The following is a 14,418-nucleotide window of genomic DNA, read 5'->3' on the forward strand; positions in this document are numbered from 1 at the left end:
CTATCGTGCGACGCTCCGCGTCGCATGCCGTTCTGGACGCTCCGCGTCCTCTCCTGAGAACTGCGGCGCGGTGCAAATCTGTGACGCGGAGCGTCACCCACGGCATTCCCACGCTGGAGCGTGAGGAACGATAGCTATCTAACTACCAGAGCAGCAAGCCTGCTCAACCCTCGGCAGTCTGCGAGGCCAGGGCCACGGCGCGGAACATGGCGCGGCGTTTGTTCAGGGTTTCTTCCCATTCCAGCACTGGCACGGAGTCGGCAACAATGCCGCCACCGGCCTGTACATGCAGTTCGCCGTTCTTGATAACCGCAGTACGAATCGCGATAGCCGTGTCCATGTTGCCATTCCAGGCCATATACCCCACGGCGCCGCCATAGACACCGCGCTTGACCGGCTCCAGCTCATCGATGATTTCCATGGCGCGAATTTTCGGCGCACCGGACAACGTGCCAGCCGGCAGAATCGCCCGCAGTGCGTCCATTGCCGTCAGCCCGTTTTTCAATTGACCGGTGACGTTGGAAACAATGTGCATCACGTTGGAATAACGCTCGATAACCATCTTCTCGGTCAGTTTGACCGTACCGATCTCGGACACCCGCCCAACGTCATTACGGCCCAGATCGATGAGCATCAGGTGCTCGGCGATTTCCTTGTGATCGGACAGCAGGTCTTCTTCCAGCGCAAGATCGGCCTCTTCGGTGGCACCGCGAGGGCGAGTACCGGCGATTGGACGCACCGTAATCAGGTTGTCCTCGACCCTTACCAGCACTTCCGGCGAACTGCCGACGACATGGAAGTCGCCGAAGTTGAAGAAGTACATGTAAGGCGTCGGGTTGAAGCAGCGCAGCGCCCGATACAGATCGATGGGCGCGGCCTTGAAATCGATGGACATGCGTTGCGACGGCACAACCTGCATGACGTCACCCGCGAGGATGTACTGCTTGATCGTGTCGACCGCAGCCTCGTAATCGCCCTGAGTAAAGCTGGAGCGAAACACCGGGTCGGCAGCCGGAGGCCGGTCCAGGTCCAGACCGCGACGCGGAGTGATCGGCTGACGCAGCTTGTGCATCAGTTCATCAAGCTGCGCGACGCCACGTGCGTAGGCATCCTGCTGCGCCGGATCGACCAGCACGATGGCGTGCATCTTGCCCGCCAGGTTGTCGAACACCACGACCGCGTCAGAAACCATCAACAGGATATCCGGCACGCCCAGCGGGTCAGGGTTCGGGCAGTTGGCCAGACGCTTCTCGACATAACGCACACAGTCGTAGCCAAAGTAGCCCACCAGCCCGCCGTTGAAGCGTGGCAGCCCGGCAATCGTCGGTACGTTGTAGCGCGCCTTGAAGGTCTCGACGAAGTCCAGCGGGTCTTCGACATCCAGGCTTTCGATCTCGACGCCATCGTGGGTCACGCTGACGTGATGGCCATGAACGCGCATCACGGTGCGGCATGGCAGGCCGATGATCGAATAGCGCCCCCACTTCTCGCCGCCCTGAACCGACTCCAGCAAGTAGGAGTTGGGCTGATCGGCAAGCTTGAGGTAGATCGACAGCGGCGTATCGAAGTCGGCCAGGGTTTCGCGGGCAAGCGGGATGCGGTTGTAGCCTTCGGCGGCCAAACGCAGGAATTCTTCACGGTTCATGAGCAACCTCGTGGTTTGAGGAAAAACGGTCAGTCAGGCAAACGTGCCGGCAGGTCGGCCAGGATCAAGTCAGGCGCGCCAACGCCAGCGGGCCAGGGCCTTGATGACTTTCATCCAGAGCTTGCGAGTGACCACCACGATGGATTCTCTTGGGGAGGGACGTTTGATGTCGGGCAACAGTATCTCAGCGTCCATGTCCAGGCAACCGGGAATCAGCCTGCGCAGATCATCGATGACCATCGCCGGGTTTTCCTCGGCAATCGGCCGCCCATGGTTGTAGCCATAGCTCAGCGCGACGCAGGCCACACCGGCAGCCTTGGCAGCCTGTACATCACTGCGCGAATCGCCAACGAACAGCGCTTGCGAGGCAGGCACACCCGCCATTTTCATTACAAAAAACAGCGCGGCAGGGTCAGGTTTTTTCTGCGGCATGGTGTCGCCACCGATGATCCAGCGAAAGAAACGCCCCAGTTTCATTTCATCCAGCAGCGGCGCGACAAAGCGCTCCGGTTTGTTGGTGATGAGGGCCATTTCGACGCCCATCTTCTGCAGCCATTTCAGGGTTTCACGCACGCCGGGGTAGACCACGGTGAACTCGTGCTTCTGAGCGTAGGCACGCATGAAGATCTCCAGACCCTGCTCAGCCAGTTCATCATCGACGCCACTGTGGTCGAGGTGGTTGGCCAGCGCGCGGCGTACCAGCACCGGTGCGCCATTGCCGACCCAGGCGCGGACCGACTCAAGCCCGGCTATTGGCCGGCCAAGTTCAGCCAGCATGGTATCCACCGCTACTGCCAGATCAGGGACCGAGTCCACCAGGGTCCCGTCCAGGTCGAACATGATCAGCTTGGGCAACTTGCCTGCAAATAGCTGCTCAAAGCCGCTCATGCGCGGGATGCTGCCAGTTCTGCACGCATTTTCTCGATCACTTCCCGGTAGTCCGGTGCGTTGAAAATGGCCGAACCGGCAACGAAGGTATCAGCACCTGCCGCTGCGATCTCACGGATGTTGTTGACGTTTACGCCGCCGTCGATTTCCAGACGGATGTCACGGCCCGACGCATCGATCAACGCCCGCGCTTCGCGCAGCTTGTTGAGCGTACCGGGAATGAACTTCTGCCCGCCGAAACCCGGGTTGACGCTCATGAGCAGGATCATGTCGACCTTATCCATCACGTACTCCAGCAGGTTCAGCGGAGTTGCCGGGTTGAACACCAGCCCCGCCTTGCAGCCGCCTTCACGGATCAGTTGCAACGAACGATCAATGTGCTGGGTCGCTTCCGGGTGAAAGGTAATGTAGGTGGCACCGGCCTCGATGAAATCACCGATGATGCGATCCACCGGGCTGACCATCAAATGCACATCGATCGGTGCAGTAACGCCATATTTGCGCAACGCGCTGCACACCATCGGACCAATGGTCAGGTTCGGGACGTAATGATTGTCCATCACGTCGAAGTGAACGAAGTCGGCGCCGCTGGACAGCACATTGTCGACTTCCTCACCCAGACGGGCGAAGTCAGCGGAAAGAATCGATGGGGCAATAACGAAGGGCTGCATGACGCACCTGTTTGAGCAGAATCACGGTGCGCGGATTGTACGCCAAGCTTCGCCCGGAGCGGTAAGCCTCAAGCTGCACGCCAATGGATTCGCCCTGGCTGGCCGCTTGAGACTTGTCGCGCTCGGTTACTGAGCCGTTCTGAGTTTTTCGCTGCGCCCGCGTAACCACTCGAGCACCAGCAGCAAGACCACCGAAAAACCGATCAGCAAGGTCGCAGCGGCGGCGATGGTCGGGCTGAGGTTTTCGCGAATGCCGCTGAACATCTGCCGAGGCAAGGTGGCTTGTTCCGGCCCGGCGAGGAACAGCGTGACCACCACTTCGTCGAACGAGGTCGCGAAGGCGAACAGCGCGCCGGAAATCACCCCCGGCGCAATCAGTGGCAGGGTCACGCGCCGGAAGGCGGTCAGTGGCGAGGCACCAAGGCTGGCAGCCGCACGCACCAGATTGTGATTGAAACCCTGCAAGGTCGCCGACACGGTAATGATCACGAACGGCACACCCAGCACCGCATGGACCAGAATCAGCGAGGTGTAGCTGTTGCCAAGGCCCAGCGGCGCGAAGAACAGGTAACTGGCGACGCCGACAATCACCACCGGCACCACCATCGGCGAAATCACCAAGGCCATGACCAGCGCCTTGCCAGGGAAGTTGCCGCGGGTCAGGCCGATCGCTGCCAGCGTGCCGAAGCCCATCGCCAGCAGGGTCGCGGCCGGGGCGACGATCATGCTGTTCTTCAGCGCGCGCATCCACTCGGCGGAGTTGAAGAAGTCCTGATACCACTGCAACGAGAAGCCTTGCAGCGGGTAGACCAGAAAGCTGCCGGAGTTGAATGACAGCGGCACGATGACCAATACCGGAAGCACGAGAAAGAGCAGCACCAGCGCACAGATGATGCGCAGGGCGTAATACCAGATGCGTTCGATCGGCGATGTGTAGGGGTTCAACATGGTGACACTCCTCAGCTCAGACGCAGGCGGCTGGCGCCGACCAGCCAGCTATAAATCAGGTACAGCACGATGGTCGCCAACAGCAGTAACCCGCCGAGCGCGGTGGCCATGCCCCAGTTGATGCTGGTGTTGGTATAGAAGGCGACGAAGTAACTGACCATCTGGTCGTTCGGACTGCCCAGCAAGGCCGGGGTGATGTAGTAGCCGATCGACAGAATGAACACCAGCAGGCAGCCGGCGCCGATCCCGGCGTAAGTCTGCGGGAAGTACACGCGCCAGAAGCTCGCAAACGGGTGGCAGCCCAGCGAAATCGCAGCGCGCATGTAGGTCGGGGAGATGTTCTTCATCACGCTGTAGATCGGCAGGATCATGAACGGCAGCATGATGTGCACCATCGAGATGTACACGCCGACGCGGTTGAAGACCAGTTCCAGCGGCTTGTCGATAATGCCCATCGCCAGCAACGCGCTGTTGATCAGACCGCTCGACTGCAACAACACGATCCAGGCAGCCACACGTACCAGAATCGAGGTCCAGAACGGCAATAGCACCAGAATCATCAGCAGGTTGCTCTGCCGCGCAGGCAGGCTGGCCAGCAGGTAAGCCAGCGGATAAGCCAGCACCAGACAGATCGCGGTAATCACCAGGCCCATCCAGAAGGTACGGGCGAAGATATCCAGATAGATCGCCTGGTCCGGGGTCGCCGGGGCGACTTCGCCGAGATCGTCGATACGATGGTCTACCGCCGCCAGCAGGTAATACGGGGTAATGCTGCTGGTATTGCGGCGTACCGCCTGCCAATAGGCCGGGTCACCCCAGCGCTCGTCCAGCCCTTCAAGCGCTTCTTTATAAGAGGCCGGCTCAGTCTTGAACGGCAGCGCGCGGGCGGTCTTGCTCAGCAGGCTGCGATAACCGGCCAGTTCCATGTTCAAACGCTTGGACAGATCGCCCAGCGTGGAATTCTTGCGTGTTTCGGCCAGGTCCAGGCTCATTGCCTTGTAGACCGACTCGGGCGGCAGCCCTTTTCCATCCCACTTTTGCACTTCGACCACAGTGGTCGGCAGTGCAGTCACAACTTCCGGGTTGCCAACACTCTTGTAGAGCAGCGCGGCGATGGGCACCAGAAACACCAACAGCAGGAAAATCACCAGCGGAGCGATCAATGCCTGAGCCTTCCAGCGGTTGACCCGCTCCGCGCGAGCGAGACGTTGCTTCAAGTTAGGGCTGGCGCCTTCAGTCAGGGGCACGGCGATGGCCATAGCGAACTCCGGAATCTTTCAACGAGAGGGCGCTCCCTACAGCAGAGAGCGCCCGGATCTGACGTGATGCAGCCTGTTTACTTGGCAGCCCAGGCAGTGAAACGCTGCTCAAGGGATTCGCCGTTGTCGGTCCAGAACGCTACGTCCATCTGCACCTGATCCTTGATGTTCTCAGGCGTGGTCGGCAGGTTCTGCAGGGTTTCCTTGTCCAGCAGCTTGACCGCCTGGGTATTGGCCGGGCCGTAGGCGATATTCTGCGAATAGGTCTTCTGCTGCTCGGGGCTCAGCATGTAGGCGATGAACTTCTTCGCGGCATCGGCGTTTTTCGAGCCCTTCGGGATGGCCCAGGCATCGAAGTCATATACGCCACCGGTCCACACGACCTTGAGGTTGCTTTCCTTCTGCACAGCAGCGATCCGGCCGTTGTAGGCCGAGCTCATCACCACGTCGCCGGAAGCGAGGTACTGCGGCGGCTGTGCGCCTGCTTCCCACCACTGAATGTTTGGCTTGAGTTCATCGAGCTTCTTGAACGCGCGGTCCTGGCCGTCTTTGCTGGCCAGCACTTTATAAACGTCTTTCGGCGCAACGCCGTCAGCCATCAGGGCGAATTCCAGGGTGTACTTGGCGCCTTTACGCAGACCGCGCTTGCCTGGGAATTTCTTGGTGTCCCAGAAATCGGCCCAGCCGTTTGGAGCTGTGGCGACCTTGTCGGCGTTGTAGGCCAGCACGGTGGACCAGACGAAGAAACCGGCACCGCAGGTGGTGATGGCGCCAGGCACGAAATCAGCGGCATTGCCCAGTTGTTTCGGGTCCAGCTCCTCAAACATGTCCTCATCGCAACCACGGGCCAGTTCCGGCGATTCGACTTCTACCAGGTCCCAGGAAACGCTCTTGGTGTCGACCATGGTTTTGACCTTGGCCATTTCACCGTTGTATTCACCGGCGATGATCTTGCCGTTACCGGCCTTTTCCCACGGCGCGTAGAACGCCTTTTCCTGAGCGGCCTTGTTGGCACCGCCAAAGGAGATGACGGTCAGGTCGGTGGCAGCCATGGCCTGCGCGGCGCACATCAGGCCCAACGTGATGGCGGTGAACTTCAAAGACTTCAACATAGGTTCTTTTCTCCACGAGCAGTGTTGGTAAGCGATTGGGATGGGCGATCAGGTCGCCTCTGTTATTGCTTTTATCGGTAGATCAATGCACTTGCTGCAAGGGGTCGAGCGCGCGAACGTGCTCGACTTGCCAGCCGATGGGCACCACGTCGCCCACACTCAGGCCGGGGTCCAGTTCGGCAATCGGCTGTTTGACGAAGAAGTCGTTCTTGCCGGCTACCTCCAGACGCACGCGAACGTGGTCGCCCAGGTAGATGAACTCGGCCACGCGGCCGGAAAAACGGTTTGCACAATTCTCGCTGCGACCATTGAGGTTGATGCGCTCAGGGCGGATAGACAGGGTCACCGGGCCGCCAGGCTGGCCGACGTTGATCGCCAGCGCATGCACTTTTTCGCCGCGCTCAAGCTCGACGACACAGCGGTCGCCATCCTGACTGACCAGACGTCCATTGAGGCGGTTGTTCTCACCGATGAAGTTGGCCACGAAGGTGTTCTTCGGCTCTTCGTACAGGCTGCGGGGCGGTGCGATCTGCTGGATCTCGCCCTGATGGAAGACGGCTACCCGGTCGGACATGGTCAGGGCTTCGCCCTGGTCGTGGGTCACGTAGACCACGGTCACACCCAGACGCTGATGCAGGTGCTTGATCTCCATCTGCATGTGCTCGCGCAGCTGTTTGTCGAGCGCGCCGAGCGGTTCGTCCATCAGCACCAGTTGCGGTTCGAACACCAGCGCACGCGCCAGCGCCACACGCTGCTGCTGGCCACCGGACAACTGCGCCGGGTAACGATGTGCAAAGGTGTCCAGCTGGACCATGCCCAGCGCCTTTTTCACTTTCTCGCCAACATCGGTCTTGCTCATGCCACGCACCGACAACGGGAACGCCAGGTTCTCGGCCACCGTCATGTGTGGAAACAATGCGTAGTTCTGGAACACCATGCCGATATCGCGCTTGTGCGGCGGCACATTGTTGATAGCGCGCCCGCCGAGAAGAATTTCGCCGGCAGTCGGGGTTTCGAAACCGGCCAGCATCATCAGGCTGGTGGTCTTGCCCGAGCCGGACGGACCGAGCAGCGTCAGGAACTCACCCTTGCGAATATCCAGGTTAAGGTCTTTGACGATCAGTGCTTCGCCGTCGTAGCTCTTCTGCACACCACGAAAGCTGACCAGAACATCATTTGCTCCAGCGCTTGTATCGACGTCGCTCATTACCCACACCTTTGTTTTGTCTGCGTGGGCTCAAGCCTAGAGCAGCCTGAATGCCCCGCAAATCGGCAGCCGGGAGAGAATCGCCTAGGCTGGCTGGAAGGCCAGGGGTAGGGATTGCCCTACAGAGATGGCGCGATTGAGTATGTGAGTGAGCCTGATCGTTGCGCACGCCCCAGCGTGGGAATGCAGTGCGTGACGCTCTGCGTCACAAAAGAGGACGCAGAGCGTCCAGAACGGCATGCCGACGCGGAGCGTCGCACGATAGTTGTGAGTAAGGCACCGACCCGACACTCAACTGGAGTGTCGTTTTCAGACTCAGAGCAGTTTGTGCTCCATCGCGTATTTGACGAGATCGGCCAGTGAGTTGAGTTTCATTTTCTGCATCAGCCGCGCCTTGTGGGTACTGATGGTTTTGCTGCTCAGTGCCAGTTGCTGGGCGATGTCGTTAACGTTGGCGCCCTGCGCCAAGCGCTCGAACACCGAGAACTCGCGCTCCGACAACAATGAGTGCAAAGGCCGGCTATCGGTCAGGCCCACTTCAAAGACCATGCGGTCGGCGAGGTCCGGGTCGATATAGCGCCCGCCTGCCGCTACCCGACGAATTGCCGTCAGCAGCAGCGCCGGGTCGCTGTCCTTGGTGGCATAACCTGCGGCGCCGACTTTCAGCGCACGTGCCGCCATCTGTGCTTCATTGTGCATCGACAGCACCAGAATGGCGGGCGGACTGGCCAGTGCGCGAATTCGCGGAATCGCCTCAAGACCATTGACGCCGGGCATGGAGATATCCAGCAACACCACTTCGCAGGCCACATGACGCAAGGTTTCGAGCAGCTGCTCGCCATTGCTGGCCTCACCGACCACTTGCAGGTCTCTGGCCAGACCAATCAACTGCTTGATCCCTTCACGCACGATGGTGTGGTCTTCGGCTACCAAAACACGAATCACTGGCTTCGCTCCTGTGCGACGGGGTCCAACGGGATGTAGGCGCGCAAGGTTGTGCCCTCACCGGCATCGCTGTCCAGCTCCAGTCTGCCGCCGAGCATCAGCACCCGCTCGCGCATCCCGACCAGACCGAATGAAACCACCCTGCCCGACTCGACGACAAACCCCTGCCCGTCATCGGCGATGCTCATGCACATCATGCCATCCTGCAACGTCAGACTGATTTCCACCGTGTGCGCCTGGGCGTGGCGCATGACGTTGGTCAGCGCTTTCTGGAGAATCCGGAACATGCCAGTGGCTCTGGCATCGCTAAGCACCGGGAGGTTGTCCGGCACCTGCACCAGGCAAGGGATTTGCGTGCGCGCCTCGAAACGGCGTGCCTGCCACTCGATGGCCGACGCAATGCCGGCGTCGAGAATCGGTGGCCGCAATGCCGTGGCAACATCACGCACCAGTTGAAACAGCTGAGCGATGAGACGCTTCATGCTGTCCAGTCGCTCACCAAGGCCGGGGTCCAGGTCAGCATAGGCCAGTTCGCACATTGATGTTTCCAGCTTCAGCACCGTCAGCATCTGCCCCAGCTCGTCATGCACCTCGCGAGCAATACGCGCCTTCTCTTCTTCACGCACGCTTTCCAGATGCGCTGATAATTCACGTAACTGATCATGCGCACGGCGTCGTTCGCTGGCGTCGCTGAGAAACACCACCAGGTATTCCGCCTCGTGAAAGCGCAGGAAGCTCAACGAGACATCGGCAGGCCGAAGACTGCCATCAGCGCGCAGACAATGGGCCTCGAACACCTGCGGGCTGTCTTCGCGGGAACGCGCGTTTTTCCACAGGTTGAGCCAGCGGTCCATGTGCAGACCGGGCTCGAAATCAATCAACGGGCGCTCGACCACCTGTCCCGGCGCGTAGCCGAGCATGGATTCCGCCGCCCGGTTGGCGTAACGCACACGACTGTCCCAATTGACCCAAAGGATGCCGACAGTGCTCTGGTCGATGGAGAATTGCGCCAGACGCAGCGCCTCCTCCCCCTCGACGCGACGGGCGAGTTCTTCTCGCGCGCAAAGCAACTCCTGCTCCTGCGCCTGCTGCTGGCGACGCTGCCAGACCACGATGGCGAAACAGGCCAGCAACATTACCAGCAGCAGAATGCATAGGTTTTTCCAGAGCTTGGTCGACTCGATGAAATGCGATGGGGTGAGTGGCATCCAGCGCGCGTGCAGTTGCTCCAGCTCTTTGGCAGGAATCGCGCGCAACGCTTCGCTGACAATGGCGGCCAGCTCCGGCATGTCACGGCGTGAAGCCACGCGCAACAATTGCGGCAGCCCGATATCCCCCACTATCGCAAGCCCGGCAAACTCCGGCTCGCGGAGCAAACGGCTGAGCTGCGCCTCGTCCACCACGGCATACCGTGCCTGCTGACTGAGTAACAATTGCAGCGCCTGACGCTCCAGCGGCACGCCTTGCAGGTTCAGGTGCGGAAAGTTGCTGCGCAGGTAATCGGCGGCAGGGCCTGGCATGCGTACAGCAACCCGCGAAAAGCTGTCGAGTTTCTCGAGGTCCACGGCAGTGCTGCCATCGCGTTCGCCGATCAACAGTTGCGAAACACGCAGATACGGATCGGAAAACAACCACAGACGCAGGCCCGCCGGGGTCTGCATCAAGCCAGGCGCAACATCGATTTCACCATTGGCCAAGGCCTTCTCAAGCGCCGCCTGATCAGGAAAGTTTCGCCACAGCAACTCGACCGGCAGCGTCGAAGCCAGCGCATTCATCAGGTCAACATTGGCCCCGGACAACTGCTGCAAACGCTGATCGAACTGGGCGTAAGGCGCGCGCAGTACCAGGCCAATCCGCAACGGGCCATGCTGATCGAGCCAGCTACGCTGTGCTGAACTCAACTGCGCAGGTTCAGGCGTTTGTGGCTCGTCGGCCTGCGTATTCGCCATCTGAACCATCAAGAGCAAAGCCAGGCAGCCGATAAAGCCGGTGCGCAGAAGACCAATCATCAATGTGTCGCTCTCGTGTGTTCGTATGACGGCCATATGCCGCGCAGGCTCAGGCCTGACAAAAGCCGATCAACCCATTAGGCTGCCGGGATAGTTTCTGGCTTGGAATATCCGATGTCCTACACCTTTCGCGCAACGTTTCCTGCATTGTTTCTGTCATTGGTCCTGCCTTGCGCATTGCCTGTGCTCGCAGCCGATCCGGCCCCGGCCAAGGACGCGGCTGCCGAAGCGCCGGTAGAACGGGCACCGCTGCTCAGCCGCTCGCAGGAAGACGCGATAGCGCTGGAGCGTCAATTGCCTCGCGAGGATCAGCAGCAACTTCAGGCGGGTGACGAAAGCTTTCTCGCGCTCTGGAAGCCTGCAAACAGTGACGAGCCCCAGGGCGCGGTGATCATTGTGCCTGGCGACGCCGAGTCACCGGACTGGCCGGATGCCGTCGGCCCGCTGCGCAGAAAATTTCCGGATGTCGGCTGGTCAAGCCTGAGCATCACCCTGCCGGATGCGATAGACAACAGCCTGGTGCCACGCGAGCCCGACGCCGCCTCGACCGACGCGAACGCTGCCAAACCCAAGGAATCCCTCAAGGACGCCAGTGCGAAAGCGCAAGACCCGGCAGCTGAAGCCGAGGCTCTGGCTGCCGCAGCAACCGCAAAGGCAGCTGCCGACGAGGAACTCAACAAGGCTCAGGCCGAGCGCATCTTCGCGCGGATCGAAAGCGCGATCAGCTTTGCGCAGCAGAACAAGGCTCGCAGCATCGTATTGATCGGCCATAGCAGCGGTGCCTATTGGGCAGCCAGATTCCTCAATGAACGCACATCGCCTGCCGTGCAGAAGCTGGTGATGCTTGCTGCGCGCGAGCCGGTCAGTGCTGCGCCTTCGCTGCTGGACATGGTGCCTCAGCTGAAAATAAAGACCGCCGACTTCATCTACAAAAACTCGCCGGACCAGGCCGCCAAAGCACGTCTGCAGGCCAGCAAACGCGCCAAAGGCCCCGGTTTTACGCAGATTGGTCTGATCAATATCGTGGGCAATGAACATACCGAGCAAGAACAACTGTTCCGCAGGGTTCGTGGCTGGATAGACGCCAAGGAAGAAAAATAAGCTTCACCCCGAGCGCCCGACGCACAGCAGGCTCAGTTGAACCCGCGTCGGGCCTTTACCACCCGATAGGCGTTATGCAGCTGGCTGGTCTTGTCGGTAGCCACCCGCACTTGCTGAGGGTTGGCACCCGAACCGGCAACCTTGTCAGGATGATGCCGACTGAGCAGCCGACGGTAGGCGCGCTTGATGCTTAAAGGATCGGTGTCCGGTTTTATTCCCAGAAGCGTCATCGCGCTTTTGTAGTCATCACCACTACTGACCGGCGAACGCTTCATCGGGTCGTGATCGGCAGCCAGCGCTTCGACTTGTGGGCCTGTCCAACCCAGCCACATGCCCCATACCCCGATCAACTCACGCTCGACCCGGGAAGCCTTGCCATCCGCCCAGGCCATGCGCCAGCAGGCACACAACAACTCCTCGGCGGTGTCCGGCTGCCCGTGCAGACCGCGCAAATAACTGCGCAGGCCGTCGGCACCGTCACGACCGCGTTTGAAGGCGTTGATGGCGCGCAACTGATCCGCCTCGTTCAGGTTCAGACGGCGCATTTCGGTACGGGCCTGATTAATATGACTGGCCAGGACACGTCCGTCACTCTTGGCCAGACGGCCCAGCAACACAAACAGCAGCCCATCGGCGGGTATCGCCGCCCGCCCTCCCAGACGCTCGCGCAGGTGCGCCCAGCTCTGCAGCTTCAGGCGCCGGTCCAGCGCCTGCCCCAATAGAGCACCCAGCATTGCGCCCGGGATGCTGGCAATTGCATAGCCGACACCCGCGCCGATCAATGTGCCAGGCCAAAGCATTCAGCGGGTCTCCGCAAGCAACTGCTCGACTTCAGCCAGACGCTCGTGCGTGCCGACATCGACCCACCGCCCTCTGTGGTGCTCTCCCGTTACTAGGCCTTGATGCATGGCCTCACGCAACAACGGCGCAAGCTTGAACGCACCGGGCTCACAGTTGGCAAACAACTGTGGATGCAGGATAGCGATACCGCTGTAGGTGAGCCGCTGACCTGCCGAATCGTCATCGCGTACCTGACCGTCGACCAACGAGAAATCGCCAGTGGGGTGATGTGCCGGGTTATCGACCAGCACCAGATGCGCGAGACCGGCTAGCGGCACGCGCAAAGCGCTGAAGTCATAGTCCGTCCAGATATCCCCATTGATCACCACAAACGGCTCAACGCCCAGCAATGGCAAGGCCCGATGAATCCCGCCGCCTGTTTCCAGCGGCTGGCCTTCGGGAGAATAACGGATGCTCAGGTCGAAACGCTGACCGTCGCCCAGATAATCCTCGATCTGCTGCCCCAGCCAGGCATGGTTGATGACCAGCTGGTGAAACCCGGCTGCGCGCAAGGCGTTCAGGTGGTACTCGATCAACGGCATCCCCCCGGCACGCACCAACGGTTTGGGCGTGTGCAGGGTCAACGGGCGCATTCGCTCGCCTTTACCGGCGGCGAGAATCATGGCTTTCATGCAGTCCTCTTCAACACAATCAGGTTTCTTTCAAAATAGCCATTTTCAGGCCGTCGCTGGCGTATCAGACAGCGGTCTCTACCGGTTGCTGCAGACTGGCGAGCAACTGCCCGAGTTGAGCCAGCTCGGGGCGACGCGACAAAACTGCCTCTATATAAGCGAAAAAGCGCGGGACGTCTTGCAGATAACGCGGTTTTCCATCGCGGTGGCAGATGCGGGCAAAAATACCGATCACCTTCAAATGGCGCTGAACACCCATCAGATCACTGGCGCGCTCAAAGGCGGCAAAATCTTCCTGCACCGGGATACCAACGGCACGCGCCTGATCCCAGTAGATTCTGAGCCAGTCGCTGACGCGTTCTTGTGGCCAGCTCAGGAACGCGTCCTTGAACAGACAAGTCACGTCATAGGTGACCGGGCCGTAGACAGCGTCCTGAAAATCCAGCACACCTGGATTGGGCTCGCTGATCATCAGGTTTCGCGGCATGTAGTCGCGATGCACCAGCACTTTGGGCTGCGCCAGAGCGCTGTTGATCAACAACTCGCTGGCCTGCCGCCAATCGCTCAGTTGCGCCTCGTCCATCTCGATACCCAGGTGGCGCTTTACGTACCACTCGGGGAAAAGCTCCAGTTCACGGCGCAGCAACGCGACGTCATAGCTGGGCAGCGGCGCGTCCATCGGCAATTGCTGATAGGCCAGCAGCGCCTGGATTGCATCGGCGAACAAGGCATCGGCATTGTCAGCGTCAATCACATCCAGATAGGTCTGACGGCCAAGATCATTGAGCAGCAAAAAGCCTTGCGTCAGGTCTTCGGCATAAATTTCCGGAACATTAATGCCCGACTTTTTCAGTAAATGGGCGATATCCACAAACGGTTTGCAGTTTTCCTGCGGTGGCGGCGCGTCCATCACAATAAAAGTTCGGCCAGCGCCCTCCCAGCGAAAATAACGACGAAAACTTGCGTCACTACTGGCCGCAGTCAATGTGGCCGGGGGTACAGCGCCCCAATTTTGTGCCGCAAACAGCGCTGGCAACTGCTCATCGAGCCAAACTTTCAGGGATTGCAGGCGTATATCTTGATCTGACATTACAAGGGTCTCCGACGGCGCTAGCCGTCAAGCGGGTCATGCTTTATTATCCGGAATCTTTTTCAGCCCAT

Annotated in this window: 13 protein-coding genes; 1 reads left to right on the forward strand and 12 read right to left on the reverse strand. The window is 60.0% G+C overall.

What is annotated here, in order from left to right; translation table 11 throughout:
• Nucleotides 1-163: 163 nt before the first annotated feature.
• The 9 genes from trpE to AO277_RS17750 all read right to left on the reverse strand — a co-directional run bounded on the left by trpE (nucleotide 164) and on the right by AO277_RS17750 (nucleotide 10,720).
• The gene (gene trpE, locus AO277_RS17710; protein WP_002551905.1) at nucleotides 164-1,645 is read right to left on the reverse strand and encodes an anthranilate synthase component I; all 1,482 of its coding nucleotides are present in this window, start codon (nucleotides 1,643-1,645) and stop codon (nucleotides 164-166) included.
• A 69-nt stretch (nucleotides 1,646-1,714) separates the two neighbouring features.
• On the reverse strand, nucleotides 1,715-2,533 hold the full coding sequence (locus AO277_RS17715) for a phosphoglycolate phosphatase (RefSeq protein ID WP_044318473.1): 819 nt from the start codon (nucleotides 2,531-2,533) through the stop codon (nucleotides 1,715-1,717).
• Nucleotides 2,530-3,204: a ribulose-phosphate 3-epimerase gene (gene rpe / locus AO277_RS17720; RefSeq protein ID WP_005733270.1), complete on the reverse strand. Its 675-nt coding sequence runs from the start codon at nucleotides 3,202-3,204 to the stop codon at nucleotides 2,530-2,532. Before rpe ends, AO277_RS17715 begins: the two co-directional genes overlap by 4 nt.
• Before the next feature lie 126 nt (nucleotides 3,205-3,330).
• A complete protein-coding gene (locus AO277_RS17725) occupies nucleotides 3,331-4,152 on the reverse strand; it encodes an ABC transporter permease (protein WP_016982689.1) in 822 nt (273 codons plus the stop codon).
• An 11-nt stretch (nucleotides 4,153-4,163) separates the two neighbouring features.
• Nucleotides 4,164-5,411 carry an ABC transporter permease gene (locus AO277_RS17730; RefSeq protein ID WP_044318472.1) on the reverse strand — a complete coding sequence of 416 codons (1,248 nt, stop codon included), beginning with the start codon at nucleotides 5,409-5,411 and terminating at the stop codon, nucleotides 4,164-4,166.
• Between the two features lie 77 nt (nucleotides 5,412-5,488).
• On the reverse strand, nucleotides 5,489-6,523 hold the full coding sequence (locus tag AO277_RS17735; protein WP_044318471.1) for a polyamine ABC transporter substrate-binding protein: 1,035 nt from the start codon (nucleotides 6,521-6,523) through the stop codon (nucleotides 5,489-5,491).
• An 82-nt stretch (nucleotides 6,524-6,605) separates the two neighbouring features.
• Nucleotides 6,606-7,730 (reverse strand): ABC transporter ATP-binding protein, encoded by a 1,125-nt coding sequence (locus AO277_RS17740; protein WP_044318470.1) that lies wholly within the window; start codon nucleotides 7,728-7,730, stop codon nucleotides 6,606-6,608.
• Between the two features lie 315 nt (nucleotides 7,731-8,045).
• Complete coding sequence (locus AO277_RS17745; RefSeq protein WP_004660136.1) at nucleotides 8,046-8,675, reverse strand: response regulator; 630 nt, start codon at nucleotides 8,673-8,675, stop codon at nucleotides 8,046-8,048.
• Nucleotides 8,672-10,720 carry a sensor histidine kinase gene (locus AO277_RS17750; RefSeq protein ID WP_044318469.1) on the reverse strand — a complete coding sequence of 683 codons (2,049 nt, stop codon included), beginning with the start codon at nucleotides 10,718-10,720 and terminating at the stop codon, nucleotides 8,672-8,674. Before AO277_RS17750 ends, AO277_RS17745 begins: the two co-directional genes overlap by 4 nt.
• Nucleotides 10,721-10,798: 78 nt before the next feature.
• Between AO277_RS17750 and AO277_RS17755 the strand changes: the two genes are divergently transcribed.
• Nucleotides 10,799-11,785 (forward strand): alpha/beta hydrolase family protein, encoded by a 987-nt coding sequence (locus AO277_RS17755; RefSeq protein ID WP_044318468.1) that lies wholly within the window; start codon nucleotides 10,799-10,801, stop codon nucleotides 11,783-11,785.
• 32 nt (nucleotides 11,786-11,817) lie between these two features.
• On the opposite strand, the gene AO277_RS17760 is transcribed toward AO277_RS17755, so the two are convergent.
• The 3 genes from AO277_RS17760 to AO277_RS17770 all read right to left on the reverse strand — a co-directional run bounded on the left by AO277_RS17760 (nucleotide 11,818) and on the right by AO277_RS17770 (nucleotide 14,347).
• Nucleotides 11,818-12,585: a TerB family tellurite resistance protein gene (locus tag AO277_RS17760; protein ID WP_002551895.1), complete on the reverse strand. Its 768-nt coding sequence runs from the start codon at nucleotides 12,583-12,585 to the stop codon at nucleotides 11,818-11,820.
• On the reverse strand, nucleotides 12,586-13,257 hold the full coding sequence (gene murU / locus AO277_RS17765) for an N-acetylmuramate alpha-1-phosphate uridylyltransferase MurU (protein WP_002551894.1): 672 nt from the start codon (nucleotides 13,255-13,257) through the stop codon (nucleotides 12,586-12,588).
• A gap of 64 nt (nucleotides 13,258-13,321) precedes the next feature.
• Nucleotides 13,322-14,347 carry an aminoglycoside phosphotransferase family protein gene (locus tag AO277_RS17770; RefSeq protein WP_044318467.1) on the reverse strand — a complete coding sequence of 342 codons (1,026 nt, stop codon included), beginning with the start codon at nucleotides 14,345-14,347 and terminating at the stop codon, nucleotides 13,322-13,324.
• Nucleotides 14,348-14,418: the final 71 nt, after the last annotated feature.

Source organism: Pseudomonas amygdali (genome assembly GCF_002699855.1).
Classification (GTDB): domain Bacteria; phylum Pseudomonadota; class Gammaproteobacteria; order Pseudomonadales; family Pseudomonadaceae; genus Aquipseudomonas; species Aquipseudomonas amygdali.

Coding starts and splice junctions, on each gene's coding strand:
- trpE (WP_002551905.1), bottom strand. CDS start 1,645: ATGAACCGTGAAGAATTCCTGCGTTTGGCCGCCGAAGGCTACAACCGC.
- AO277_RS17715 (WP_044318473.1), bottom strand. CDS start 2,533: ATGAGCGGCTTTGAGCAGCTATTTGCAGGCAAGTTGCCCAAGCTGATC.
- rpe (WP_005733270.1), bottom strand. CDS start 3,204: ATGCAGCCCTTCGTTATTGCCCCATCGATTCTTTCCGCTGACTTCGCC.
- AO277_RS17725 (WP_016982689.1), bottom strand. CDS start 4,152: ATGTTGAACCCCTACACATCGCCGATCGAACGCATCTGGTATTACGCC.
- AO277_RS17730 (WP_044318472.1), bottom strand. CDS start 5,411: ATGGCCATCGCCGTGCCCCTGACTGAAGGCGCCAGCCCTAACTTGAAG.
- AO277_RS17735 (WP_044318471.1), bottom strand. CDS start 6,523: ATGTTGAAGTCTTTGAAGTTCACCGCCATCACGTTGGGCCTGATGTGC.
- AO277_RS17740 (WP_044318470.1), bottom strand. CDS start 7,730: ATGAGCGACGTCGATACAAGCGCTGGAGCAAATGATGTTCTGGTCAGC.
- AO277_RS17750 (WP_044318469.1), bottom strand. CDS start 10,720: ATGGCCGTCATACGAACACACGAGAGCGACACATTGATGATTGGTCTT.
- AO277_RS17755 (WP_044318468.1), top strand. CDS start 10,799: ATGTCCTACACCTTTCGCGCAACGTTTCCTGCATTGTTTCTGTCATTG.
- AO277_RS17760 (WP_002551895.1), bottom strand. CDS start 12,585: ATGCTTTGGCCTGGCACATTGATCGGCGCGGGTGTCGGCTATGCAATT.
- murU (WP_002551894.1), bottom strand. CDS start 13,257: ATGAAAGCCATGATTCTCGCCGCCGGTAAAGGCGAGCGAATGCGCCCG.
- AO277_RS17770 (WP_044318467.1), bottom strand. CDS start 14,347: ATGTCAGATCAAGATATACGCCTGCAATCCCTGAAAGTTTGGCTCGAT.